The 25,509-nt window shown below is 69.3% G+C and carries 23 protein-coding genes and 1 pseudogene; 17 read left to right on the plus strand and 7 right to left on the minus strand.

Features of this window, described 5'->3' with window-relative positions:
- Window positions 1–92: 92 nt before the first annotated feature.
- On the minus strand, window positions 93–3,620 hold the full coding sequence (locus LWC35_RS31760; RefSeq protein ID WP_232874029.1) for an indolepyruvate ferredoxin oxidoreductase family protein: 3,528 nt from the start codon (window positions 3,618–3,620) through the stop codon (window positions 93–95).
- Window positions 3,621–3,722: 102 nt separating this feature from the next.
- Here LWC35_RS31760 and LWC35_RS31765 point away from each other — a divergent pair, with 102 nt between their 5' ends.
- On the plus strand, window positions 3,723–4,919 hold the full coding sequence (locus LWC35_RS31765; RefSeq protein WP_232874031.1) for an RsbRD N-terminal domain-containing protein: 1,197 nt from the start codon (window positions 3,723–3,725) through the stop codon (window positions 4,917–4,919).
- A 68-nt stretch (window positions 4,920–4,987) separates the two neighbouring features.
- Here LWC35_RS31765 and LWC35_RS31770 read toward each other — a convergent pair whose 3' ends face one another.
- Together LWC35_RS31770 and LWC35_RS31775 are read right to left on the minus strand one after the other, a co-directional pair.
- Window positions 4,988–5,782, minus strand: a complete 795-nt coding sequence (locus LWC35_RS31770) for an SDR family NAD(P)-dependent oxidoreductase (RefSeq protein ID WP_232874033.1) — start codon at window positions 5,780–5,782, stop codon at window positions 4,988–4,990.
- Window positions 5,783–5,885: 103 nt separating this feature from the next.
- Window positions 5,886–6,986: a Glu/Leu/Phe/Val family dehydrogenase gene (locus LWC35_RS31775; RefSeq protein WP_232874034.1), complete on the minus strand. Its 1,101-nt coding sequence runs from the start codon at window positions 6,984–6,986 to the stop codon at window positions 5,886–5,888.
- Between the two features lie 387 nt (window positions 6,987–7,373).
- On the opposite strand from LWC35_RS31775, the gene LWC35_RS31780 reads away from it, so the two are divergent.
- The 14 genes from LWC35_RS31780 to LWC35_RS31845 all read left to right on the plus strand — a co-directional run bounded on the left by LWC35_RS31780 (window position 7,374) and on the right by LWC35_RS31845 (window position 18,646).
- Window positions 7,374–8,987, plus strand: a complete 1,614-nt coding sequence (locus LWC35_RS31780; RefSeq protein ID WP_232874036.1) for a sugar ABC transporter ATP-binding protein — start codon at window positions 7,374–7,376, stop codon at window positions 8,985–8,987.
- A complete protein-coding gene (locus tag LWC35_RS31785; RefSeq protein ID WP_232874039.1) occupies window positions 8,984–10,072 on the plus strand; it encodes an ABC transporter permease in 1,089 nt (362 codons plus the stop codon). Before LWC35_RS31780 ends, LWC35_RS31785 begins: the two co-directional genes overlap by 4 nt.
- 38 nt (window positions 10,073–10,110) lie before the next feature.
- Entirely contained in the window at window positions 10,111–10,563 is a 453-nt protein-coding gene (locus tag LWC35_RS31790; protein WP_232874042.1) for a pyridoxamine 5'-phosphate oxidase family protein, read from the plus strand.
- Between the two features lie 69 nt (window positions 10,564–10,632).
- Window positions 10,633–11,421, plus strand: a complete 789-nt coding sequence (locus LWC35_RS31795; RefSeq protein WP_232874044.1) for an SDR family NAD(P)-dependent oxidoreductase — start codon at window positions 10,633–10,635, stop codon at window positions 11,419–11,421.
- A gap of 13 nt (window positions 11,422–11,434) precedes the next feature.
- Window positions 11,435–11,833: a cupin domain-containing protein gene (locus LWC35_RS31800; RefSeq protein ID WP_232874046.1), complete on the plus strand. Its 399-nt coding sequence runs from the start codon at window positions 11,435–11,437 to the stop codon at window positions 11,831–11,833.
- A gap of 25 nt (window positions 11,834–11,858) precedes the next feature.
- Window positions 11,859–12,416: a VOC family protein gene (locus tag LWC35_RS31805; protein WP_232874048.1), complete on the plus strand. Its 558-nt coding sequence runs from the start codon at window positions 11,859–11,861 to the stop codon at window positions 12,414–12,416.
- Between the two features lie 35 nt (window positions 12,417–12,451).
- Entirely contained in the window at window positions 12,452–13,189 is a 738-nt protein-coding gene (locus LWC35_RS31810; protein ID WP_232874050.1) for an acetoacetate decarboxylase family protein, read from the plus strand.
- Window positions 13,189–14,025, plus strand: coding sequence for a mycofactocin-coupled SDR family oxidoreductase (locus tag LWC35_RS31815; RefSeq protein WP_232874052.1), 837 nt, complete (start codon window positions 13,189–13,191; stop codon window positions 14,023–14,025). Before LWC35_RS31810 ends, LWC35_RS31815 begins: the two co-directional genes overlap by 1 nt.
- Before the next feature lie 97 nt (window positions 14,026–14,122).
- Window positions 14,123–15,106, plus strand: coding sequence for a sugar ABC transporter substrate-binding protein (locus LWC35_RS31820; protein ID WP_232874054.1), 984 nt, complete (start codon window positions 14,123–14,125; stop codon window positions 15,104–15,106).
- Window positions 15,107–15,158: 52 nt separating this feature from the next.
- Entirely contained in the window at window positions 15,159–15,599 is a 441-nt protein-coding gene (locus LWC35_RS40590; RefSeq protein WP_232874056.1) for an Lrp/AsnC family transcriptional regulator, read from the plus strand.
- A 43-nt stretch (window positions 15,600–15,642) separates the two neighbouring features.
- Entirely contained in the window at window positions 15,643–16,572 is a 930-nt protein-coding gene (locus LWC35_RS31830) for a LysR family transcriptional regulator (RefSeq protein ID WP_232874058.1), read from the plus strand.
- Window positions 16,573–16,695: 123 nt separating this feature from the next.
- The gene (locus LWC35_RS31835; protein ID WP_232874060.1) at window positions 16,696–17,364 is read left to right on the plus strand and encodes an RraA family protein; all 669 of its coding nucleotides are present in this window, start codon (window positions 16,696–16,698) and stop codon (window positions 17,362–17,364) included.
- An 8-nt stretch (window positions 17,365–17,372) separates the two neighbouring features.
- Window positions 17,373–18,029 carry an RraA family protein gene (locus tag LWC35_RS31840; protein ID WP_232874061.1) on the plus strand — a complete coding sequence of 219 codons (657 nt, stop codon included), beginning with the start codon at window positions 17,373–17,375 and terminating at the stop codon, window positions 18,027–18,029.
- Window positions 18,026–18,646: a 4-carboxy-4-hydroxy-2-oxoadipate aldolase/oxaloacetate decarboxylase gene (locus LWC35_RS31845; RefSeq protein WP_232874064.1), complete on the plus strand. Its 621-nt coding sequence runs from the start codon at window positions 18,026–18,028 to the stop codon at window positions 18,644–18,646. The genes LWC35_RS31840 and LWC35_RS31845 overlap by 4 nt, the downstream gene beginning before the upstream one ends.
- A 459-nt stretch (window positions 18,647–19,105) precedes the next feature.
- On the opposite strand, the gene LWC35_RS31850 is transcribed toward LWC35_RS31845, so the two are convergent.
- Both LWC35_RS31850 and LWC35_RS31855 read right to left on the minus strand, forming a co-directional pair.
- Window positions 19,106–19,438: a hypothetical protein gene (locus LWC35_RS31850; protein ID WP_232874065.1), complete on the minus strand. Its 333-nt coding sequence runs from the start codon at window positions 19,436–19,438 to the stop codon at window positions 19,106–19,108.
- 183 nt (window positions 19,439–19,621) lie between these two features.
- Window positions 19,622–20,242, minus strand: coding sequence for a TetR/AcrR family transcriptional regulator (locus LWC35_RS31855; RefSeq protein WP_232874066.1), 621 nt, complete (start codon window positions 20,240–20,242; stop codon window positions 19,622–19,624).
- 166 nt (window positions 20,243–20,408) lie between these two features.
- Here LWC35_RS31855 and LWC35_RS31860 point away from each other — a divergent pair, with 166 nt between their 5' ends.
- Together LWC35_RS31860 and LWC35_RS31865 are read left to right on the plus strand one after the other, a co-directional pair.
- Window positions 20,409–21,368, plus strand: a complete 960-nt coding sequence (locus tag LWC35_RS31860) for a quinone oxidoreductase family protein (RefSeq protein ID WP_232874068.1) — start codon at window positions 20,409–20,411, stop codon at window positions 21,366–21,368.
- A gap of 106 nt (window positions 21,369–21,474) precedes the next feature.
- Window positions 21,475–21,648, plus strand: a pseudogene (locus LWC35_RS31865) (IS3-like element ISTesp3 family transposase); the annotation flags it as partial.
- A 126-nt stretch (window positions 21,649–21,774) separates the two neighbouring features.
- Here LWC35_RS31865 and LWC35_RS31870 read toward each other — a convergent pair.
- Window positions 21,775–22,959, minus strand: coding sequence for an LLM class flavin-dependent oxidoreductase (locus LWC35_RS31870; protein ID WP_232874069.1), 1,185 nt, complete (start codon window positions 22,957–22,959; stop codon window positions 21,775–21,777).
- A 563-nt stretch (window positions 22,960–23,522) separates the two neighbouring features.
- Entirely contained in the window at window positions 23,523–24,578 is a 1,056-nt protein-coding gene (locus LWC35_RS40595; RefSeq protein ID WP_232874071.1) for a helix-turn-helix domain-containing protein, read from the minus strand.
- Window positions 24,579–25,509: the final 931 nt, after the last annotated feature.

The raw sequence follows: 25,509 nt of genomic DNA on the forward strand, positions 1-25,509 counted from the left end.
TGCGACCGACACGTCACCGCGCTGCGGAGGCATTGGGGAGGTGGTGGCCGCGGCGGTTCGTCCGTGGTGCGCGGCCCCACCTCCCTGTGGGCCTACCGGGCCAGCTGATCCAGGAGCTGCGTGCGGCGGGTCCGGTAGCGCTCGAGCGAGGCGAGCTTGATGTCCTCGTAGCCTCGGACGACGTCGGGCAGGCCGGCGAGCTCGAGCACCGTGTCCCGGGTGGCCGGGGTCAGGGCCGCCATCGCGGTGGTCATGGAGTGGACGAAGTCGTCGATCAGCCGTCGCTCCCCGCGCCGCACCTCGTCGTAGCCGAAAGGGTCGAGCCGGGTCCCGCGCAGCGGGCGCATCGCGTACAAGGCGTGCAGCACCGGCTTGGCCCACCACGAGCGGAGCCGGATCTTGTTCTTCAGACCCATGGCTCGCAGGATCGGCGGATGGAGCAGGATCGAGTATCGGGCTCCTGCCCCGAACTCGTCCGCGAGGCGCCGTTCCTGTTCCGGGTCGAGGTGCAGCCGGGCCACCTCGTACTCGTCCTTGTAGGCCATGACCTTGTAGAGGTGTCGGGCGTAGGCCTCGGTGATCGCGGTGCTGTCGCCGAGCGCACTGGCCTCGGCGCCGCGGACGGTCTCGACCTCGCGGGCGTACCGCTCTGCCCATGCCGTGTTCTGGTAGTCGACGAGCTCGTCCACCCGGCGGCGAACCAGGGCACCCAGGTCGGATCCCGCCGGAACCTGCACGATCGCGGCGATCCGTGCCGTCCGGTCGCTCGTGCCCCGTGCCGCGGCCGTGGCGCCCGCCCCGCCGGTGACCACGTGGCGGCGGCCGAGCCGGAACGCTGCGAGGTTGCGCTCGACCTGGACACCGTTCAGGTCCAGTGCCCACTCGATGTCCTCGGGCGAGAGCGGGAGGAGCCCTGACTGCACCGCTACGCCGAGCAGGAAGATGTTGTCGTACTGGTCCTCGTCCAGTCTGGCGGTACCGGTCGCCGTGTGCGCGTCGACGAAGACGTTCTCCGGGCGGGATCCGGCCCACTCGATCCGGTCGATCAGGTCGTCTGTCGCCGGGAAGAGGCTCGTCGTGTCGACGATCATCTGGCTGGTCGGGGTGACCGAGGTCGAGACGACGGCGTAGGTCCGGTCGGGCGCCATGACCGCGAGGTTGGTGTCGGTCGCCGCGACCAGGATGTCGCAGCCGAGATAGAGGTCGCAGCCGCCGGGCCCGATCTTGTTGGTCCCGACGATCTCCGCGGTGGACATGCGGACGTCGGACACGACGGCACCGCCCTTCTGGGCCAGGCCCAGTTGGTCGAGTCCCTTGACCTGGAGCCCGGCGTGGGCGGCGGCCGCGGCGAGGACCTGCGCCACCGTCACCACGCCGGTACCGCCGACGCCGGTGATGCGCATGGTGAAGTCGTCCGCGGTGACGAGCCGGACGGGGGTGGGCAGGTCATCGGCCTCCACCTGCGGGGGGAACGCCTTACCGGGCCGCTTCGCCGCCTTGCGCGGGAGTACCTCGACGAACGAGGGGCAGTCGCCCTTCAGACACGAGAAGTCCAGGTTGCACGAGGCTTGGTGGATCATGGTCTTGCGGCCGAACTCGGTGTCGGTGGGGCGCACCGACAGGCAACCCGACTGGTCGCCGCAGTCGCCGCAGCCCTCGCAGACCCGCTCGTTGATGACGATGCGCCGGTCCGGAGTCTCGACCAGGCCCCGCTTGCGCTTGCGCCGCAGCTCCGTGGCGCACTCCTGCTCGTGGATCAGCACGGTCACACCGGCGACCCGGGCGAGCTCCTCTTGCACGGAGATCAGCTCGTCCCGATGCCGGATGGTCACCTTCGCGGGGAGCCTGCGCCCGAATGCCCGCCTGCTCCGCTTCGGTTCGTCGCTGGTGATCACGATCCGGGCCACGCCCTCGGCCAACAGCTCGGCCACCATCTCCGGCACCGCCATCTTCCCGACGGCCTGCTGGCCCCCGGTCATCGCGACAGCGTCGTTGTAGAGCACCTTGTAGGTGATGTTCGTGCCGCTCGCGACCGCCGCCCGGATGGCGAGCGAACCCGAGTGGTGGTAGGTGCCGTCGCCGAGGTTCTGGAAGAGGTGCTCGCGCGTGACGAACGGGCTCATGCCGATCCAGGTGGCGCCCTCGCCCCCCATCTGGCTGTGCCCGATCGAAGTGCCGACGCGGTCCTCGGGCATGTAAGCGACCAGGGCGTGACACCCGATGCCCGCCCCGAGCAGCGAGCCGTCGGGCACCTTGGTCGAGCTGTTGTGCGGGCAGCCGGAGCAGAAGGCGGGGCGACGCGGCAGGATCGGAAGTAGCGTCGGTACCCGGCGCGCGGACTGCTGCCGGTCGAGCCAGGCGCTGGCCGAGGCGGCGCCCAGACCTGCCCCGGCGTGGTCGCGGATTCGCGGCGCGAGCCGGGCCGCGATGTAGTCTGCCGGCAGGTCGCCGTCTGCCCGGAACAGCTCCCGGCCCTGCTCGTCCCGCTTCCCGACGACACGGGGGGCCCACGGCCGTCCGTACAGCAGGTCCTTCAGCGCGAGCTCGACGAACGCCTTCTTCTCCTCGACCACGACGATCTCGCTCAGGCCCTCGCTGAAGCGGTCGACCACGCCGGGCTCAAGAGGATGGATCATGCCGAGCTTGAGCACGCGGACACCGCTCTGGCCGAGCGTCGCCGCAGTGATTCCCATGTCCGACAGAGCCTGTCGCACGTCGAGGTAGGTCGCCCCGGCGCAGACGACACCGATCTCGGCGGCGTCGTCGCCGATGATCTGGTTGAGGTCGTTGGCGGCCGCGTAGCGTCGCGCCAGTTCCATGCGCTGCCGGACCTGAGTCGCCTCGAGCCTGCTCAGCGTCGGCTGCAGGAGGTTCCCGGTCGGCTCGTGGACGAATGGCACACCGTCGAAGGTCGTGTCCGGGACGACCGGCATGAGCCGCGTCGAGCTGAGCCGGACGGTGCCCGCCCCGTCGACCACGTTCGTCGCCAGCTTCATCGCCACCCACAGCCCACACGTCCGCGACATCGCGATGCCGTGCAGACCGAGATCGAGGATGTCCTGGGGGTCGGCCGGGGACAGGCAGGGCATGCCGAGCTCCGCGATGGCCGGCTCGGAGCTGCTGGGGACCGTCGAGGACTTCGCGGTCGAGTCGTCACCGACCAGGGCCAGGACGCCGCCACGGTGGTGGGTGCCGCCCAGGTTGCCGTGCCGGATCGCGTCGGTGGCTCGATCCAGACCCGGTGCCTTGCCGTACCAGATCCCGACCACGCCGTCGCCGATCCGATCCTCCGACGCGGATGCCAGCTGCGTTCCCTGGACGGCGTTCGCCGCCAGCTCCTCGTTCACACCGGGCTGGAAAACCACTCGGTGCGCGGCGAGCCGCTTCACCTGCCGCGAGAGCTGCAGGTCCAGCCCGGCCAGGGGTGAGCCCTCGTAGCCCGAGACGAAGATCCCGATGTCGAGATCGCGCCGCTGGTCCAGCCGCCGCTGGTCCAGCGGCAGCCGGACCAGCGCCTGGATGCCGGACAGATGGACCTCGCCGTCGAGCAGGTCGAAGCGGTCGTCCAACGGGTTGCCGCCGGGGGCGGCGCCTGCGGGGCTCGCGGTGGAAGTCGTCATTGGGTCCTCGTGACGCAGGAGTCGGGGCTATCCCCATCGTGGCGCGGAGGGAGGCTAGCTTCCATAGGAGAAAACCAGGTATTTCGCAGAACGGAGCTGGACATGGTTCGTGATAATCACGACGACTGGGTGGCGGTGGAGCGGATCTGCCGGGGCATGGCGCTGGAGGTCTCGGCCATCGCGGGGACCGTCACCGAGTCCATCCGCCGCGCTCAACCCGTGTACTCCGCCGTCATCGAGGCCGAGCACCGCAGGGCCGTCGCGGTACAGATGGGCAACCGGCTGCAGGCACTGGCCGAGCAACGCGGGCTGAGTCCGTCCGAGCTGGAGGCGGCCACCGACCTCGCCGCCGAGCGGGCCGCCGAAGGCATCCCCATCGACGCGCTCATCGCGGCCTACCAGGCGGCGGACGCCGAAATCTGGCGGATCGTCGTCGAGCGCTCGACTCCCGCGACGGCCCCGCTGCTGCCTCGCATCGGCACCCTGATGTTCGACGCGATCCGCGAGACCACGACAGTGATGGCCCGTGCGCACAGCCGGGTCGCCCGGGCCATCGACGGTGACCGGATCACCCTGGCCCACCAGTTCCTGGACTGCGTCGAAGACCCCGAGCAGCGGTCTGTCGCCTCGGTCATCGCGTCCCGGCTCGGGCTCGATCCGGCCGGGTCGTTTCTGGGCCTCGTCTGGCTGCCCGATCTCGACGATCTCGAGCCCGCGACCGCGCGGACCGTCTCGGCACTGCCCGCGCATCTCGCCGCGGACGTCGTGAGCCGCGCGGTGGCGGGCGGTGGGCTGGAGATGGTCACCCAGACGCAGCGGTTCCCCGAGCTGGTCGGGCAGTGCCTCGCCGCAGGGTCGCTCTCGGGGCGGTGGGGGGTCGGGGTCGCGCGGGCGGGCCTGACGGGTGCGAGCGCGAGCCTCGGCGACGCCCGCCTGGCGTTCGGCGCCACGTCCGCGCGGCACCCGATCCGCACATTCGCCCGGGACTGGCACGAGGCCGTCGCGCTGGCCGAGCGGGCGCGGCTGGAGGTGCTCCTGGCCTCCGCCGTCGAGGTGGCCCAGAGCAACCCCCACCTGACCGAGACCGTGCTGGCCTTCGCGGCCGCCGACATGTCCGTCGCCGCGACCGCCCCCGCCGTGCAGGTGCACGCCAACAGCGTGACCTACCGACTGGAGCGGTGGGCGCGGCTGACGGGCTTGGATCCGCGGACCTTCGCCGGTCTGTCGCAGTCGGTCGTCGCGTGCCGGCTCGCCGGGTCGGACCACGAGCGGACCGGCGGGGAGCACCACGTCCGATAGCCCGGTTGCCCCTAGCGTCGTCGGTCGCGAACCGGGCGTCGTAGGACCGGCGGTGCCGGAGTACTCCGTCAGTAAAAGATCGGCCCCAGCTGGCCGCCGCCTGCGGCGACGCCGTCACCGTTGATCGACACGCTCAACGGTGAGGCCAGGAACGTCACGACGTGCGCGATCTCGGCCGGGCGTACGAGGCGGCCGATGCTGACGTCGGCGGCGAAGGCTTTGGCCAACTCCGCCTCCGTCACTCCGCGCGCCTGCGCGCCGGAGCGGATCATGTCCTGCACCCCCTCGGTCTCGGTCAATCCGGGATGCACGACCGTCACGTTGATCCCCTTGGGGCCGAACTCGTCGGCCAGGTTCTTGGTCAGGGCGGACACCGACACGTTGCGGATCGAGCCGAAGACGGAGCCCGTCCGGCGGAAGTTGAGCCCACTGATGTTGATCACGCGCCCCCAGCCCCGCTCGACCATCTGGGGCGCCACCGCCCGCACGCACCGGAGGTAGCCCAGGACCTTGGTCTCCACCTCGGAGCGCAGCTCGTCGGCGTCAAGGTCCAGGACTCCCGTGGGCGGCCCCGCATGCGCCTTGGCCGCCCCGTTCACCAGGATGTCGATGCCACCGAACCGTTCGGTCACCTCGGCGACAGCGACCTCGACATCGTGATCGCGGGTCGTATCCGCGACCACTCCGATGGCGTCATGGCCTGCAGTGCGCAGGCGGGACGCGGCGGCTTCGACGCCTGCGGCGCCGCCGGCGAGCAGCGCGACACGTGCTCCCTCGGTGCAGAGCTCGCTCGCGATCGCGAACCCCAGCCCCCGGCTGCCGCCGGTTACCAAGGCGCGCTTGCCTCGCAGCTTCAGATCCACTGATCTCGTCCTCTCTCGGTCGGGCGGCCTTCCGGCCCATTCCCGGGTGGGCTAGCGCCGCCGCTGCATACACACATGACGTCGGAACCGGGCCGATGGCGCCTCAGGTGTTCTGAAGCGCTCGAGCCGCGGCGGCCGAGCGGATCCGCTGCAGCACGAGTTCGCGGGCTGCCGCGCCGGTCGTCATCCGATGTGCGGCCGCATGCGCGACAACTCGTTCCACGGTGTCGAAGATCCCTTCGACGCGTTGCCGGGTTTCGGCTGCGTCCTGGCCGGCGATTTCGGCGGCCGCCTGGATGAGCCCGCCGGCACTGGCCAGGAAGTCGGGCACCCAGAGCGCTCCACGGTAGGTGAGCCGCTGTTCCACATCCGGGGTGGAGAGCTGGTTGTTCGCGCCACCGCAGATCAGCCGAGCCGTGATGCGGTCGACGGCGTCGGCGTTGACCGTGCCGCCCAGAGCGCACGGCGCGTAGATGTCGAGTGCCGCGGAGGACACGTCGCGAACGAACCGGACGGTGGGCAACGCGGCACGGACTCGCTCGACGGCCCGCTCGTCGATGTCGCCTGCGATCACCGTCGCGCCGGCGTCGACCAGTAGTGCGGCAAGACGGGAGCCGACCTTGCCGAGTCCTTCGACCCCGACGGTCCGGCCGACCAGCGAGCTGGTGCCCCACTGAGCCTGCGCACCGGCGCGCATCGCCTGCAGAACGCCGAGAGCGGTGTTGGGGCCACTGTCTCCGGAGCCGCCTGCCGAGACGGTGCGGAATGCCACGTAGCCGGTCGTACGTCCGATGACGTCCATGTCATCGGAGTCGGTGCCCGCGTCGCCTGCCGTGATGTACCGGCCGCCGAGCTCATCGACGAATCGGCCGAAAGCCTCGAAGAGACCAGGCGACTTGTCCCTATGCGGGTCCCCGATGATGACCGCTTTCCCGCCGCCGTGGTCGAGGCCCGTCCCGGCGGCCTTGAACGTCATCCCACGGGAAAGCCTCAGTACGTCGAGCAAGGCAGACGCCTCGTCGGCGTAGGGGTACATCCGGCAGCCGCCGACGGCGGGTCCGAGGGCGAGGGAGTGGATCGCGATGATGCACCGCAGGCCGCTGACGCGGTCGTGGCAGAACAGAACCCGCTCATGCGGAGAGTCCGCGAACTCGGGATTGTCGAACACACCGAATCGCCCCGGCATGGTGGTCGAAGTGATCATGATGCTCCTGAAGGTGCTGCTCAGCAGGGGTCGCCCGTCGCAGCCAGGCCGGTGTCGGTGCCGTCGAGAACGTCCGGCAGCGGGGGCCCGACACGCTGACCACCGGTCCCGCCTGGACGTTCACCAGTGTCATCGAGGGTGGCCCCGCGGACCGGAGCAAGCACCGATTCGCCGCAGAAGACGCAGGAATCCAGCGCGCGAAGCGCGATCTTGTGTGGATGTGTGCGCGCCCGCGGCGCTCCTGCGACTGGTCACGCACCACCGTCAAATACCTCGAAAGTATGGATGACCGGTCGCGGCGGTATTGGACCGTGAGTCGGCTCACTCCTTACCTTTCCTCGCACGGCCATCGACGAAGTGGTCGGCAGCCGAGACGGGAGACGGCCTGTGGGGTTCGAACGATGTCCCGATCGGGCGGACGGCGGCGACGACCGGTGCGCGACACCGCGAACTGGTGCCGACGGTGATGGCGCTGCGCAGTCGGCAGAGGCCGTCCCGACCGTCCGCCTGGAGGGGATCACGGTCCGGTACGGCGGCATCACCGCTCTCGACGGGGTCGACTTCCAGGTCGCCCGCGGCGAGGTGCGCGCCCTGCTCGGTGAGAACGGCGCAGGCAAGAGCACTCTCGGCAAGGTCATCGCGGGGGCCGTCCGGCCAAATGCCGGATCGGCCACTGTGGATGGCCATCTGCTCGACTTCCGGCCCTCCTCGGCGATCCGTGCCGGGGTGCGCATCATCTCGCAGGAGATGTCGCTGTACCCGCCACTCAGTGTCGCGGAGAACCTCGTGACCGGAGGCTTCGGCCACCGTCGGAGGCTCGTGCGATGGCGACAGGCGCAGGCAACCGCGCAGGACCACCTTGACCAGCTCGGGCTGTCCATCGACGCGCGGAGGAAAGTCGGAGAGCTGTCGGTCGCCGAGCAGCAGATGATCGAGATCGCCCGAGCGCTGTTCTCCGGCGGCAAGATCGTCGTGCTCGACGAGCCCACCTCCGCCCTCGGCGTCGCCGAGGCGGATCGCCTCTTCGCGTTCATCCGCCGGATGTCCCGCAAGGGCACGTCCTTCGTCCTCATCACCCACTTCCTCGACGACGTCATGGCTCACACGGACAGCGCGACCGTGCTGCGCAACGGCTCGGTCGCCGGCGAGCGCCGGACGGCGAAGGTGACCAAGAACGACCTCGTCCGTCTCATGGTCGGCGCGGACAACCGCATCGCGAGCGTGGTGTCCGGGGCCGAGTTCCGGCTGAAGCCGGTGCCGGAGTCTCGGCCGCGCCTGCGCATCGCCCGCGTCGCGGCCCCCTCGCGGATCGCGGACATGAGCCTCGAGGTTCACCCCGGTGAGGTCGTCGGCTTGTTCGGGGACATCGGGTCCGGGAGTGTCGAGCTCGCCGAGGCGGCGTTCGGAGTGCGCCAGGCGCACTCCGGATCGGTCGAGGTCGACGGGGTGGCGGTCCGGTCTCCGGAGCACTCCGTCCGGACGTTGGAGTCGGCCTACATTCCGCAGGACCGTCGGGAGGCACTCGCCTTCCCGCAGCACGCCGCGGCGAACGTGACGATCGCGCAGCTGCACCGGCTGCTCGGCCTCCGGCTCGCCCGGTCGAAGGAGTTCGCGATCACCAGCGAGCAGCTCGGCAGGCTGTCGGTCAAGAGCTGCAACCCACGCACCCTCCCCGGCACCCTCTCGGGGGGAAACCAGCAGAAGCTACTGTTCGCCCGCTGTCTCGTGCGACCGCCACGACTGATGATCCTCGTCGAACCGACGCGCGGCATGGACGTCGGCGCCAAGGACGACGTCGTCAGGCTCATCCGCTCCTCGGCGGCCGAGTACGGCACCGCGGTCCTCGTCGTGTCCGCCGAGCCGGAGAGCATCCTCGCTGTCGCCGACCGGGTCTACGTCGCCCAACAGGGCCGCATCCGGGCGCACCTGCACGACTGCCCGGCCAGCAGCTCGACGCTCATGACCGCAGCCCACCTCGGGGAAACGGAGATCTCGGCGTGACCAGGACATCGATGCTCAACGAGTGGGCTCGGCGCAGTCTGCCGACGCTTGCGCCCCTGGCCGCGCTCGTGGCGGTCATCGTCGTCTTCTCCGCGATCGCGCCGGATACCTTCCCGACCCTCGCGAACGTGCGGAACATCGCCATCCAGTCCTCGGTGCTGGCGATCCTGGCGACTGGCTTGACGCTGGTCGTCGTGCTCGGCGAGATCGACCTGTCCTTCGCGGCCATCGCCTCCGTCAGCGGGCTGGTGGCCTCGCTAGTGGTGTCCCAGACACCGTTCCCGCTGCCCTTTCTCGGGCAGGTCATCGTCGGCGCGGGCAACGAAGTGTTCGCGATAATCATCGCCATCGCTGTCGGCCTGATGTTCGGCCTGATCAACGGTCTCATCGTCGTGCGCGTCGGGGTACCCAGCTTCGTCGCGACACTGTCGATCCTTCTCGTCGCCCAAGGTCTCGCGTACTACTTCGCCCAGGGCAACTCCGTCGCGGCCACCACCTCGATCGGTCGCGGCATAGCCCAGGCCACGTGGGGCCCGATCCCCGTCATCGCCGTGTTCGCGGCGGCGATCATGATCATCAGCTACCTGGTGCTCCGCCACACCCGAATCGGCCGGTACATCTACATGGCTGGTGCCAACCGGCAGGCCGCGGTCCTCAGCGGCGTCCCCGCCGGGCGCATTGTCGTCTACGTCTTCGTCGCAGCAGGGGTGCTGTTCGCGATTGGCGGGTTGGTCAACGTCGGCCGCCTCGGGTCAGCCCAGGCCGACACCGGCCTGAACAACCTGCTGCCCGTCTTCGCCATCGTCGTCCTCGGCGGCAACTCGCTCTTCGGCGGCGTCGGTGGCATCCGGCAGACGCTCGTGGGCGTGCTGCTCTACTCGATACTGCAGAACGGGCTCGACCAGAGCGACCTGAACGTCTACATGAAGCCGCTGGTCGGCGGCGTCATCCTCGTCCTGGCCGTCATCCTCAACGTCTACACCGGCAAGATCGCGACCGCCGCCGCCACGGCCGGACGCGGCCCCAGGGACGAATCGCGAAACGACGCGCCGAAGACGAGCCTCGAGACCGTCGGGAACCCCTGAGATAACCCACCTGGCGACGACACGACAAAGGAGTAACGATGTCGATCCCGATCCATCCCGAGGCACGCAAGATCCTGGAATCCCCGGTCAACGCCCACTTCGTGACGACCCGGAGCAACGGCAGGCCCCACGTCTCGTTCGTCTGGTTCGACCTCACGCCCGAGGGGACCATCACGATCGGTACCCCGCCGTGGCGGGTCAAGACGAAGAACGTCCTCCGGAATCCCTACGTCGTCCTCTCGATCATGGACGACATCAAGGCCGCGAACGGGCTGCACCGGCACCTCCTGGTCGAGGGCAACGCGACTGTCGACCACGACCCGGTCAAGGCCAAGCGGTTCATGGACGACCTCGCCCTGAAGTACACGGGCACGTGGGGCCTCGACCTCGGCGAGGACGACTTCTGCACGATCAACATCGACGTCACGCGAATCACCGGCCACGGCCCCTGGCACACCGGGCGGACAACGTCCTACGGGACGCCGGTCTGAGCGACCCCCGGAGTCGCCCCCAGGCGGCCCCTTCTCCCTTCACCAGACCGCAGAGAGGAATCAGCAGACATGAAGACTGGACTCGACGGAAAGAACGTCGTGGTGACCGGTGCAGGTTCCGGCATCGGCCTCGCCACGGCGAAGGCCTTCCTCGCCGAGGGCGCCAACGTGGTGGGGGTCGACATGAACCCCGGCGAGATCGAGCCGCTGACCGGCAGCCGGCTCGTCTTCCTGAAGAAGGACCTCACCGAGGCCCGCGTCGGCGACGAAGTGCTCTCCGCGGCGGTCGAGGCGTTCGGTCCCCCCGCGGTGCTCGTCAACTGCGCCGGTATCGCTCCGGTCCGCGAGAGCGCCCTCGACGGTGCCGATGCGGACTGGATGCATTCCATCGACGTGAACTTCCTCAGCGTGGTCCGGATGTGCCGCGCGCTGATCCCCGCGATGGTCGACGCCGGGGGTGGTTCGGTCGTCAGCGTCGCCTCCGACGCGGCGCGCATGCCCGACCCGTTCTTCGCGGAGTACAACGTCACCAAGGCGTCGATCGTGATGTTCATGAAGACGCTGTCGATCGAGTTCGGGCCCAAGAACGTCCGGGTCAACACCGTGAGCCCCGGTCCCACCAGGACGCCCATGTGGGACCGGCCCGGCGGTTTCGCCGACTCCCTCGCCGAGCAGCTCGGGTTGTCGACCGAGGAGGCCATCCGCCATTTCGCCACGACGATGCGGCGCCTCCCGCTGGCGCGCCTGGCTTCGGTCGACGAGGTCGCGGCGGTGAACGTGTTCCTGTCCAGTCCCCTTGCCAGCTTCGTGACCGGTGCCGAATACACGGTCAACGGCGGCAGCATCCCCACAATCTGAGAGAAGGACGAAAATGAGCGACGAAACAGCAGTTCCGACGTACGACGTCGACGAGTTCCAGGACGAGCTGAAGGCGGCGAAGGACAACCTGGCCGTCGGCAACGTCGTGTGGTTCGAGAACGAGTCGGTGCGGGTATGGGGCTCCACCATCGAACCAGGCACTCGCGTGCCCTTCCACAACCACACGATCGACTACTTCTGGGTGTGCGTGCGCGCCAGCTCGGCCTTCCAGCGGTTCGAGGACGGGACGGGCCGCTACATCGAGCCGACAGTCGGGCAGGTGTCGTTCCAGCGCTACGGCCCCGGCGAGAACCTGATCCACGACCTCGAGAACGTCGGCGACTCGCCGCTGGAGATCGTGACGGTCGAGCTCCTCGACAGCGGTCAGCGTCCCCACACCCATTCCGACTGACCCCGATGAGTCCGGGAGGACACACATGACTGACACCCACATGGCCATCGGCGTACCCACGGCCACCAACGTCGACCACGTCGCCTGGACCGTCCCCGACCTCGACGCGGCCGTTGCGTTCCTGCGCGACGTGCTGGGGGGCACCGAGCTGTTCCGCGCCGGGCCGTTCGGCGATCCGACCGGCGACTGGGTGAGCGACCACTTCGACGTACCCGCCCGGGCGACGGGGGTCCTCGCCATGGTCCGCCTCGGACCGACACAGGTCGTCGAGCTGCTGGAGTGGACCTGCCCGGACCAGCGGACGACATGGCCGCGCAACCACGACCGGGGCGCGACCCATCTCGCCCTCCAGGTCGGCGACATCGACGCGGCCCGCGAGTACCTCGTCGCCCACGGCTGCACGCCCTGCGGCGACCCCGTGCTGCTTGAAGACGTGCCGCATGCGGGCCTCACGATCCTCTACCTGCGGACGCCGATCGACCTCTACCTCGAACTCGTCCACCGGCCCGGCGGGGCACTGCCGTACGAGGCGTCCACGGACGGCCGCCTCCTACGGCCCGCCGCAGCGTGGACCAACTCCTGACCGACCGTTCCCTGCGACCCACGAGGAGATTCGCCATGACCTCCGTAGCCCGCGCCGACAGCGACACGACCGGCGTCGTCCCCCTCGAGCGCCAGCTCATCAAGGGCGCCCACATGATGATCATCGCCTATCGACCGGCCGACCCCGGGGCCGTCCGCGCAGCACTGCCCGAGCAGCTGGAGCCACACGACGACGGGTGCGTGCTGCTGAACCTCTGGGTGGCCCCGCAGCCGGGCACGTCCTCGGGCTTCGGCGAGTACTCGCCGCTGTCCTGCGGCTACCTTGCCCCCGAGGTGAACGGCTGGGACAGCACGATGCCCGGCGGCGGCGTGGCCCATGGGCGCTACTTCGCCCAGCACTGGCTGGGCCACGACGGCATGCGCGCGTACGCCGAGGCCTCGTGCGGCAACGTCGCCGACGTCGGCCACGTCACCTACACCGAGCCCGAGCCCGGACGGCTGGTGGCCGAACTACATGTCGACGACACCGTGCGCATCCGGGTGCGCGCGTCGGTCGGCATGGACACCCTCGACACCGCCGGCGGCCACTTGAACTACTTCACCAGCCGCGCCGGCGACGGCGGCTCCGAGGTCGCCCGGATCCGAGTGCCCTTCGTCGCCGACCTCCTGGCGGCCCAGGTCGACAGCATCGAGTGGCTCTTCCCCAGCGACCACCCGGCGGCGCGGCTCGCTCCCGCCGATCCGCTCGACGTCCGGGACGTGCTCTACGGCTACGTGTCCTGGGTACCCTTCACCGTGGCCGAAACCCTCTAATGCCCAGCCGCCTGTCGAGGAAGATCGCGCTGATCTCCGGTGTGGCGCGGGGGCAAGGACGATCGCACGCGGTCGCACTGGCAGCAGAGGGCGCCGACATCATCGGCTTCGACATCTGCGGTCCGGTGCAGGCCCAAGGTGCGCCGCCGGCCTCGGGTGCCGACCTCGCGGAGACCGTGAGACTCGTCGAGAAGCTCGACCGCCGCATCGTCACGGCGGAGCTGGACGTGCGCGACCACGATGCCGTCGACCACTTTGTCGCCGAGGCCGCAGCCGAGCTGGGCGGTCTGGACATCGTCGTCGCGAACGCGGGGATCAACGGACCGGGCGTGACGGTCGCCGAGACCCGGCACGAGGACTGGCGATCGGTCATCGACACCAACCTCACCGGCACCTACAACACGGTCAAGGCGGCGCTGCCCCCACTCCTCGCCGGCAGCCGCGGCGGCTCGATCACCCTCATCTCGTCATCGCTCGCCCTGCGGCCCGGCCTGCACTTCGGTGCGTACACCACGACCAAGCACGGCATCGTGGGCCTGATGGAGACGCTCGCCCTGGAGCTGGGCGGCCAGTCCGTCCGGGTCAACTCGATCCATCCCACCGGTGTCCGCACCGACCTGTTCCTCAACCCCGCCACCTACCGGCTGTTCCGACCAGACCTCGAACGGCCGACCCTCGACGACGCGATGCTCGCGTTCCACGACCTGAACGTCCTCCCGATCCCGTGGATCGAGGCCGATGACGTGTCGAACCTCGTCGTCTTCCTGGCCACGGACGAGGCCCGCTACATCACCGGCGCGTCGATCCCCGTCAACGCGGGCCACCACATCCACTGACCCCGACAAGGACTTACCGATGACCCCACCAGCCGCCTCCCAGCGGCCCCCGGCGCCACCGCTGTCCCGGCGCTCAGTCGTCCGGGCAGGGGCCGCAGTGGCAGGCACGGGCCTCGTCGCTTCCCTGCTCGCCGCCTGTACCCAGGTCCAACCCGGCCCGACCGCCGGGGAAGGCGGGGGCGGCAAACCGGTCAAGATGCTCTCGACCTCCTACGGCAACGTCATCCCGTGGACCACGCAGGGCTACGCAGCACAGAAGTACTGGGCGCGCCAGTTCGGCGTCGAGCTCACCCAGCTCGACCCGGGCGGCGACCCGGCCAAACAGCTCAGCCAGCTCGAGGCCGCCCTGGCGCAGAAATGGGACGTCGCGATCATCAACGGCATCATCCAGGGCAACCTCGCGGCGCCTGCGCGCAAACTCGTCGACGCCGGCACGGCGGTGATCAGCTACCTCAACGACGTCGCCCTTCCCGACGACCCCGTGCCCGGCCTGCTGAGTACCGTCCAGGCCGACCACTACCAGCTCGCCTTCGACATGACGACGAAGCTCTGCAACGGCCTCGAGGGCAAGGGCAAGCTCATCGAGACGCAGGGCATCGCGGGCAGTAGCAACGTCGTCGACCGGCACCGCGGGTTCTCGGACGCGGTGAAGGCCTTCCCCGGTGTCGAGGTCGTCGCGTCGGACTACGGCAACTTCGTGACCGACAAGGCCCAGTCGCTGTGGGAGTCGTACATGATCAAGTACCCGGTCATCGACGGCGCGTTCCTGCACAACGAGGACATGACCTTCGGCGCCCTCAACGCGCTGATAGCGGCCGGTCGCGCAGGCAAGACCCTCCTGGCAGGCGTCGACGGCTCGGTGCGTGGCTGTCAGGCGGTGCTCTCCGGACAGATCTTCGGCACCGTGCGGCACGCCGCGTCGCAGGTGTACGGCTGGCCAGTGATCCTCGGGGCGCTGCATGCCCGGGGAATGGTCCCGGAGGGTATCCCGGAGAAGGTCGTCGTCAGCTGTCCGGTCGTGGACAAGTCCAACGCCGACAGCGTCATCTTCCTCCAGAGCGAGAACGTCAATCTGGTCTGAATAGCTGCGTCGATCAAGGTTCCAAGGAGGGAAATCTGCGTAGGATCGGGTGGTGACTGACGACATCGACCGGCGGCTGATCGGCCTGCTGACCCGTGACGGCCGGACCAGCGCGAGCGCGCTGGCCGGCGCCGTCGGCCTTTCCCAGACGGCCGTCACCCGGCGGCTCAAGCGGCTGGAGGCGGTCGGGGTGATCACGGGATACACCGTCCGCGTCGACCATGCGCGCCTCGGCCTGCCCGTTGAGGCGTTGATCGAGCTGCGGTTCAGTGGTCGTACCCGTCCCCAGAGCATGGACGACACCGCCTCCGCGATGGAGGAGGTCGTCGCGGTCTTCACCGTGTCGGGCAACTACGACGCGCTGGTGTGGGTCCGCCTGCGCGACATCGGCCACCTCACGCAGGTCATCGACACGCTGCGCCAGACGCCAGGCGTCGTGGACACCCGCTCGCACGTCATCCTCGCCTCCCACGTCACGCAGGGGGTCGGATGAACAGGCGAGCCGGACGACCGCCGCACGCGGGAGAGGGCTGACCGTGGAGCTGCGCCATCTCCGATACTTCCTCGCGGTCGCCGAGGAGCTCAACTTCAGTCGGGCTGCTGCTCGCCTGCACATCGCGCAGCCACCCCTGAGCGTGCAGATCAGGTCCCTGGAGCGTCACCTCGGTGCCGCCCTGTTCCTGCGGCAGGGGCGCACTGTTCGGCTCACGAAGGAGGGCGAGGCGTTCCTCGTGGAGGCGCGCCGCATCCTCAATCTGGCCGACTCCGCCAAGCAGGTCGTGCACCGGGCGTCGACGGGCCAGGCCGGCACGCTGCACATCGCCGGCATCGCGCACGCGTTCTGGCAGATCCTGCCACTGACGGTCACCCGGTTCCGGACCACCAACCCCGACGTGACGATCGACCTCGCCGAGGTCGACACCGCCGAGGCGCTCGTGCGGCTGCGCGACCGCGTGGTCGACATCGCCCTCGTGCGGGCTGGGGCCGCTGACGACGACCTGGCGCTGCGCCCCCTCAAGAAGGAGCTGCTCGCCGCCGTCGTACCCGCGACGCATCCGCTGGCGACGCGCGCCCGGGTCGACATCGCCGAGCTCGCGGGCGAGCCGTTCGTCATGCCCAGCCGCAGCGTGTCGCCCTACTACCACGACCAGGTGGTCATGGCGTTGCTGAACGCGGGGATCCCCAGCAGGATCGCTTTCGAGGGCTCGACCATCCAGTCCCAGATCGGCTTCGTCGCCTGCGGCCTCGGGGTCACCCTCGCGCCGACCTCGGCCCGCATGCTCCGAACGCAAGGTGCGGTCTGGGTGCCGCTCGCCGAGTCGGTCCTGCTCACCGAGATCGCCGCCGTGTGGCTCCGCGACTCACCGTCAGCGCTCGTCCGAAGCTTCCTCCGCACCCTCGACGTCGTCTACGGCCCGGAGGACGCCCCGCCGCTGCCAGGCTCCGAGGAGAGCATCGATACCTAACGCGGGGAGTATCGAGCGGTCGCCTCGCAGGTATTGGACGGCGCCGACGACGCGTCCGACGATGTGGAGTAGCTAACGATCCGACGCACTTCGCGTCATGCACCGTCGACTTCAGGGGCCGCATTGACCACGCTCACGGACACCGACATCCTCGACCAACTCGCTTCGTACGACACCTGCGCGATCTCGGACGCGCTCGACTTCCTCGACCGACCCGGCGCCGTCCACGGAGTCCGCCCGCTCTGGGACTGCGATAAGATCGTGGGCCGCGCCCGGACGGTCAGCGTCGTGCCGCGCGCGGAGTCCGAGACCGGGACGAGCCATCTCGCCACCGAGGCGATCGCGACGGCGGAGCCGGGCGACATCATGGTGATGGCCAACCACGGCCGCCTCGACGTCTCGTGCTGGGGCGATATCGTGACACACGCCGCCCGCCGACGCGGCATCTCCGGAGTAGTGATCGATGGGGCCTGCCGGGACATCGGCGCGAGCACGGCGCTCGGCTTCCCGGTCTACGGCCGCGCCGTCGTCCCGATCAGTGCCCGGGGACGCATCGTCCAGCAGTCGTACAACGAGCCCGTCGACTTCGCCGGGGTGCGGGTCGCCGCCGGCGACTACATCCTCGCCGATGCCTGCGGTGTCACCTTCATCCCGCCGGACCTCATCGTCGAGGTGCTCAGGTTGGGTGCGCTGATCGTCGAGCGGGAGCGCCAGATGATCGAAGCGGTCCAGGGCGGCGCATCAGTGGTCGACGTCATGCACGACTCCCAGTTCGCCGCGATTGTGAAATGAGCGACACGATGACTGATGACACCCGCTCCGCCCTGGCCGTCCACGGAACCGCGACCCTCTCCGACGCTCTCGACAAGATCGGAGTGCTCGGATCGGCGCTTGGCATCGCTCCGCTCGACCCGTCCTCCCGGATCGTCGGCCGCGCATTCACTGTCCGGTACGTGCCCGTCGGGCACGGCACGTCGCACTCCGGCGACTGGCTCGACGACGTGGCGCTAGGCCAGGTCCCGGTGATCGACAACGGCGGCCGGGTCGATTGCACGGTCTGGGGCGACATCATGACCTCGATCGCCGCAGCCAAGGAGCTCCCCGGCACGGTGATCGACGGGGTCTGCCGCGACAGCGCGACGGCGCTGGACATCGGCTACCCCATCTTCAGCCGAGGTCGGTTCATGCGCACCGGGAAGGACCGCATCGAGCTGGCCGAGACCGGTGGGACCGTCAACGTCGGCGGGGTCCGGGTCCGCCACGGAGACTGGGTAGTCGGCGACGCCGACGGGCTGGTGGTGATCGCCGCAGAAGCGGTCGACGACGTCGTTGCGATCGCGCGCGAGATCGCCGAGCGGGAGGCGAGTCTGCTCCGCTTCGCGCTGCTGGAACACCATTCGCTGCGTGCCGCGCGCGAGAAGTTCCAGTACCACACCCTGCAGCGACCGAGCTCATGACCGAAACCAACCCCTACGAGGAGTTCCGGGCTCTCGACGCAGCCACTGTCTACGAGGCGTCCGGTCTCGAGGCGGCCGTGGACCCCGCGATCCGGCCGGTCTGGGCCGGTGCCCGGGTGTGCGGTCCAGCGGTCACCGTTCTCGGCCATCCAGGAGACAACCTGGCTCTCCACGACGTCGTCGCCGCCGCGGGTCCGCACGCCGTCCTCGTCGCCGACGTCGGGGGCCACCTCGCGGGCTACTGGGGTGAAATCCTGTCTATCTCCGCACAGGCGCGGGGGATCCAGGGCCTGGTCATCGACGGCGGCGTCCGCGACGTCGCCGCGCTTGAAGCACTGCAGTTCCCCGTCTTCAGTCGCGGCATCGACATCCGACGGACCGGCAAGTTCCATCCGGGGAGGGTCAACGTGCCGGTCGTGTTGGGTGACGTGCCGGTGCGGCCGGGCGACCTCGTCATCGGCGACCACGACGGTCTCGCCGTCGTACCCGCGGCCGACACCCGTCGCGTCCTCGACGCGGCGCGCCGACGCGCGGCGCGCGAGCAGGCCGCCGTGAAACGCCTGCAAGCGGGTGAGACAACACTGGAGGTCTTCGGACTCGGTGTCGCGAAGTCCTAGCTGGCCGTCGCCGCCCGACACGGCCCGCTCGGCGGTCTGTCCGCCCGCATCCTCCCGGAGACGAGATGACGGGGATGAAGAACGACAAGGACGGGGAGGCATCTGTTTTCGCTGTCGGGGCGTAGGGCACTCACCTTCCATCGTTCCGGCGCCGTGACCGGCTCGGGCCCGGCCGCGCCAGCGGCCGGGCCGAATCATTCACAGCCCGGTCAGGAGCGCTCCATCGCCTCCACAGCCGCGAGCGACGCCGCCGCCTTCTCACACGCAGCCGGCGTCGAGGCGTGGCGGCAGCGTCGCACAGGTCCCAGGTGATCGAGCCAACTCGCAGCCGAAGCATTGCCGGGACCTCCGACCCGGAGCGGCCTGGCATGATGCCGTCGACGATGTCCGGCGTACCGCTCATCCGGACCATTGTGGCGACCGACCACGGCCCGCTGCTCAGCACCGGCCCCGCGGCGGTCACCGGTGAGCTGCGCGCCCGGTGAGGCCGCCACTGGGGCGGCGGACGTCCACAGGCCCGGCGATGATCTGGACCGTGTCGTGGCTGCGCAAGTACGCCAGCACCGTCCCCAGCCACAGCCCGACCTGGCACTCCGGCGTTCCCGCGTGCTGCAGGCCCACCCTGGTCGGGACCCGACCGGCCACACGGACAAAGAACCCCATCACCTGCCCGAACCCGTCGGGCCGCTCCGCAGTGCTCGTGTTGCCGATGCTGACAGGCTTCGATGATCGACATCGGTCGGACGACGGGAGGTCGCTCATGACCAGCGTCCACGCGCCGATCGCCGCCACCGCCGCCGCATGCTGACCTGGCCCCACCGCCGTGGCGGCGAGGTCCTCACCCTCGTCCGGCTCCGGACCATCCGGATCGACGGGGCACTGGCCACCGCGGTGGCCAGCAACCTCTCGCGACCTCGGCGCCGAGCCGGAAGTCCTGGTTCTCGGCCGGAGACTGTGCCGGTCGCTTTGGTGGGCTCAGCGCCGTGTCTGAGTGCTGTGGGGCGATAAACCGAGCAGTGGCAGCCACACCGCGTCCACGATCTCGACGATCGTCTCGTCGGGTACCGCGTCCATGCTCATGAGCATGTCGTGGCGCACCAGGTCGAAGGGAAGGTTGACCACGCGTTCGGATCGCCGAATATCCGCTAGCTCGCCGCGTTCGACGGCGCGGTCGACGAGCCTCGCAAAGGGGGGTGTCTGGTCCGCAGGGCGGAGGTGGCTGCGCAGATGGTTGAAGGTGGTGCCGGTTTCCCGGAAGTAGTCCGCAAGCTGGATGCGCAGGAGTATCAGCGTGCGAGCTCGCTCGGCGTTGACCGTGCGCAGGAGAGTTAGGGCGTCCTGGCGCAGGCCGCCAGTATTGGGGATGTTGAGCGGACGCCAGTTCCGGGCAAGTGTGGCGAGCAGCAGGTCCTCGCGCTGCGGCCAGCGCCGATAGAGGACCGGTTTGCTGGTTCCGGCGCGCGCCGCGATGGTCTCGAAAGTGAAGCCGTTGTAGCCCTGCTCGACCAGCACCTCCCAGGCGGCATCGGTGATCGCGTTCTCCAGGGCGGCGCCCCTGCGCCGCGTGGGAGTGGTTGGCGTGCGTTGCTGGCTCACCACTACCCCCGGCGTTCTCTTCGAGGCCTTCTTCCCGGCGATTAGGGTCGCTTGCGTACCCTAACCCGCCTGCGTATGCTGGAGAAAATAAGATACGCGATAGTATCTACGGGTGGAGCTCCCCGCCCACCTCCACCGAGTCATGCTCGACGCAAGGGGTGCACACATGTCTGTGATCAACGCCGCGTTGATCGAGTCCTTCGACGAGCCGCCGCATTTTCGGTCCGTTCCCGCGCCCGAGGCCGCGCCCGGCCAGGAGGTGGTGGACGTTCTCGCCGTCGGCGTGCACCCCGCCACTCGGGGCATCGCCTCGGGCAAGCACTACACGAGCCCCACGACGCTGCCCGCCCTGGCCGGTGCCGACGCCGTCGTCCGCAGGGCGGACGGCAGTCTCGCCTACGTGATGATGCTGGGCCTCGGTACCCTGGCCGAGCGCATCGTCATCGATCCGGCCGCCGCGATCCCGGTCCCGGACGGAGCCGATCCCGCGGTCCTGGCCGCCACCATGAATCCCGCCCTGTCCTCCTGGGTTGCGCTGCGCACTCGTGTGCCCTTCCAGGCCGGGCAGTCGATCCTGGTGCACGGCGCGACCGGCAACGCCGGGGCGATGGCCGTCAAGGTCGCCAAGCACCTCGGCGCCGGGCGAGTGATCGCCGCCGGGCGCAATCGCACCCGCCTCGACGCACTCACGGCCGAGGGCGCGGACGACATCGTTGCGCTCACCCACGACCAGGACGCCACTGCGGCTGCGCTCGGCGAGGCCGCCGCAAACGTCGACGTGGTCCTGGACTACGTGTGGGGGCCGCCCACGGAACTCGCCATGCGTGCCGTCCTCGGGGCACGTACCCGGTACACCCGCCTGCTCGACTGGGTGCAGATCGGCGGCATGGGCGGGGACGAGATCACCCTGTCCGGGCACGCAATGCGTTCCAACGCGTTCCGCGTCCTGGGCAGCGGCTTCGGCTCGGTGGACATGCCGGTCATGCTGCGGGAGTTCACCGAGCTCGTTGCCGCGATCGCTGCAGGCGGCATGGCCGTGCGCCCACGCCCCTTCCCGCTGGAGAAGGTCGAGGCAGCCTGGTCCAACCAGGATGCACCCGGCGAACGCACCGTCATCGTCCTTTGACCCACGTGCCGCCTCCTGGATGCTGGCTACCCGGCGATCGGCGGCGAACGCGCCGCTGGGACAACTCCCAGCGCAGCCCGTTTTCGTGAAGAACAGCTCGGTGGCCGACCTGCTCGGGCGCGAGTTCACCGCTCCCGAGCCGAGCCAGGCCTACCTCGGCGACTTCACCCACCTGCCCATCGCCGACGGGGAGAACCTGTATCTGGCCACGGTGATCGGCTACTACTCGCGGCGCCTGGCCGGGTGGGCAATCGCCGACCACATGGGCACCGAACTCCTGTCCTTCCCGGACATCGACAACCGGGCGGTGATCAGCTCAGCCAACCCGTGCGGGTCGCCACCCCAGCACCGGGACCAGCCGGGCGCACGACACGACCCCCCAGCTCAGGCGCCACGAGTCAGGAAATCAGGCGTTCTGCTTCGTCTCGGCGGTGTACTTGTCGGTGGCAGCCTGGATGGCAGCGCCGTTCTTTGCGTCGAGCTCGCCGTGCCGGCTGCGCGCCCACTTCTCGGCAGCGAGGAGGCGCCGCTGGGAGGGCTGGAATGCGGGGATGACGTAGCGGGCGAAGAGTTCGTAGTGGCGCTGGGTGGCTTCCCAGTTCGCCCAGTCGTGCTGCATGAACATGTAGCAGCCGAAACCACCGTCGGACTGGTCCATCAGGCGCTGGATCTGCGCGATCGCCATCTTCGGGGTGCCGATCACGCCGAGGCCGGTCTCGTTGATCCAGGCGATCCGTTCCTCGAAGGTCTCGCCCTCGGCCCGGAACGTGGGCAGGGCGAGAGTCTTCTGGGTGTAATCACAGAAGGTGTCGAAGCCGTACCGGACGTCCTCGATGGCCTGTTCCTGGGTCTCGGCAATGTGCATGGGGCCGACGAGTCGCCACTTTGAGCGATCCGTCGACTTACCGGCCTTTGCCGCCTCGGCCTCGAGCACCTTCCAGTGGTGACCAAGCATGTCGAAGCCCTCGCGAGTTGTTGCCCCAAGGGACAACATCGACAAGCCGTGCTTGCCCGCCAGCACCGGGCCGGCCGGGGAGATCGTCGCGGCGACAGCGATGTCAAACACCGGGTCCGAGTACGGTGCCAGTTGGGTCGCAGCCTCGACCAGGTTGTAGCGGTCGGTCTTGCGGGTGACCCGCTCCTCGCCGTGAAGCAGCTGCAGGACCACCTCGAGGTCCTCGGCGAGCGCAGGACGCAGGTCCTTCGGCTCCAACCCGATCATGGCCGAGTCGGTCGGCAGCGAGCCCGGGCCGACACCGAGCATCAGGCGGCCCCGGAGCAGGTGGTCGACCAGGATCGCGCGGTCGGCGACCCAGAGAGGGTTGTGATAGGGCAGTGAGACCACGCCGGTGCCGAGCTTGATGTGCTTCGTCACAGCTCCAACATGGGCGATGAACGTGAGCGGGTCCCCGATGATCTCCGTACCGGCACTGTGGTGCTCGCCGATCCACGCCTCGTCGTAGCCAAGGCGATCCATCAGCTGGATCGTCTCGATGTTGCGTTGAAACGAGCTCGTCGGGTTCTGCGCGGCGGGTGAATTGAACGGCGGCATGAAGATGCCGAACCGAAGCTTGTTCACGGGATTCGCCATGGTGTCCTCCTTGACAGTGAGGGAATCGATATTCTCGCGTTGTAGCGCGCCGAGACCGAGTATGGGAGCAGAAGCAGTCTCATGATCTGTTCAAGTCCTGAACAGGTGCCCCGATCCGGTGTCGACCTGTTCAGAAGATGAACGGTCCGGGGCCAGCCGGCGGCGCCGACACTGCTATCGGGTGCAGCAACGACGCGAGCACCTCGGAGAGGAGCAATCGACAGCGCGAGTCGAGGGCAAGGTCGCACTAATCGCCGGAGCCGGTCGCGGGCCCGGCCGTTCGCAAGCGGACCGGCTGACCGAGGAATGCCCATACCGTCGGAATCGGCATCGGCGGCGATGTCTCGACTGTCGCCTACCCGATGGGCACGGAGGACGACCTCGCGTAGAAGGTCCAGCTCGTCGAGGAGCAGGACCGTCGGATGCTCGCGCTGAAAGGCGGACATGCGTGCCCTCGGCGCGCTCGACGCCTTCGCCGAGGGGACGGCTGAGTTCGGCCGGATCGACATCGTCGAGCCATCGGCGAGTCGGACCGGGGAGCGTCGCGCAACAGCCTGGGCTCGTCAGTCGAAGGGAGCGGCACCGGGCAGGCCGATGCGGTAGCGGCGCAGCTTCTGGTAAAGCGTCGCGCGCGAGATCCCGAGCCGTGCCGCGACGGCAGACTTGTTGCCTCCGCACTCGCCCAGGACCCCGGCGATGACCTCGGCCTCGGCCGCCTCGAGCGGGCTCAAGCCCGGGACGTCGCTCCTCGACGGTGCCGGGGTCTGGGCATCAGGGTGCAGTGTCAGGAGAACCCCGGCCACCTCGCCGAGAGGGTGGACGCGACCGCGTAGGCCCGACTTCAGCACGAGGTCGGTGCCGGGGTCGGCTGCCCGGGCCAGTTCCCACACGGCGCGGTGGTCCAGTCCCCAGGCTCCGGCGACGTCGTCGGCGATCATCATGCGTTCGCTGACGACGAGAACCGGTGCGGTGCTCCGCCGCTGGCCGAGGACGAACGCGTCGAGCATGGCTCGCTCGTGGGCGGTCGCCGACTCCGTCAGCCTGCTTGCCACCCCGTCGGCGAGCGAACTGGTCATCGCCCGGAGGAAGTGGTTCGCGTCCGGAACGAAGCACGTGACGTTCACGGCGCCCATCACGCGCCGGGTGATCGGGTGCGTCACAGGTGCGGCTACGCACGCCCAGCCGTGGAAGGCCTCGACATAGTGGTCCGCACCGACCACCTCGGCCAGCGTCCGACACTCCAGCGCAGTACCGATGCCGTTCGTCCCGACGCGTTCCTCGCCGAACGACGCGCCCTCCTGCATCCGCGCCTCGTCGAGTGCCTGTCCGATCGAGCGCTCTGAGACCCACCGCCACAGCACGCTCCCCCGCGGGTCCGCCAGCGCGAGGCACGCAGGTCCCCCGGTCAACAGGTCCGCTGCCCGGAGCAGGACGGGCGAGGCCAGCCGGACGAAGTCCGAGTCGGTGTCGACGTCGACGACGGGTACCTCGATACCCGCGGGATCGACGCCGCTCCAGCGGGACCGTCGCCACGACGTGAGCACTTGCTCGGAAACGCCGGTGGGATCGGCCCCCGCCTGGAAGGCCTCCCAGGCGCTACGCCCTCTAATCGGGCTCACCTCCTGCCCGCTCTTCAGTGAGTGGTCTGGTGGAGGGTACGGCGTGCCGCGACAGCGCGGACTGTTCAACATCTGTACACCGGTTCAGCACCTGCGGGAAGTCGCGGTCGCCTCGGTGCGCGCCTCTCCCCACACGCCGTCTACGCCCGCATCGCGATTGACCGGGTTGAGGGCCCGAGCGCGGTGCTGCGGCCGAGAACCCTCGTGTCGCCTTGCTGGCAAGGTGACAACACAACAAGACAGCGTGCGCGCACGTGCTCTTGTCGCGATGACGTCTTCACAGGTCCCGTCGGTGTCGGGGGGCCGCCTTGCCGCCTTGGTGCGGTATCGAGCGTCCAGGTCCAGCCGGTCGCGGTCCGGTGGGTGGAGACCTGGGCGCGTTGGCGGGCGCGCTGTAGCAGCCGCTCGTTGAACCCGTCTGCTTTCGCCGCCCGGAAGAACTCCCCTGCGCCGGGAGCCTGCTCGCTTCTCGTCGGCGAGAGCCGAGTAGCCATGTCACGCCCAGCGATCGGAGGGCGGTCCTCCCCGCGGGCCGGCCGCGAGAAGCTCCTCCGCCGTTGCGTCGTCTCGCCGTGTCACCCCCGACGCGCGCCACCTGCGTGATGCCGTCAGGTCTCTCCACCGCTGCGGGGACGAGGCCGGCCGCGAGTGATGGTGCGTTCCCTGGAGCGAGGTTCGCCTTCGTGGAGGAGATGACGAGCTGACGGGCCTCGTCCCGGGCCACCGCCAGCACGGAGCGCAACCTGGGACCAGGCGACCGTGCGGAACGGGTTTCCGGAGGCCAGGATCGCGCGCAGCGCCGCGGACTCGGCGGCGAGGTCGTCGGCCAGCGCGGCCATCGAGACGGGCATCGCTATCTCCCCTTCCACACCGGGGTCCGCTTGTCGCGGAACGCGGCAGGTCCCTCCTGGGCGTCCGCCGACCGGTAGAC

This window comes from Pseudonocardia kujensis (genome assembly GCF_021283305.1).
Taxonomy (GTDB): Bacteria; Actinomycetota; Actinomycetes; order Mycobacteriales; family Pseudonocardiaceae; genus Pseudonocardia; species Pseudonocardia kujensis.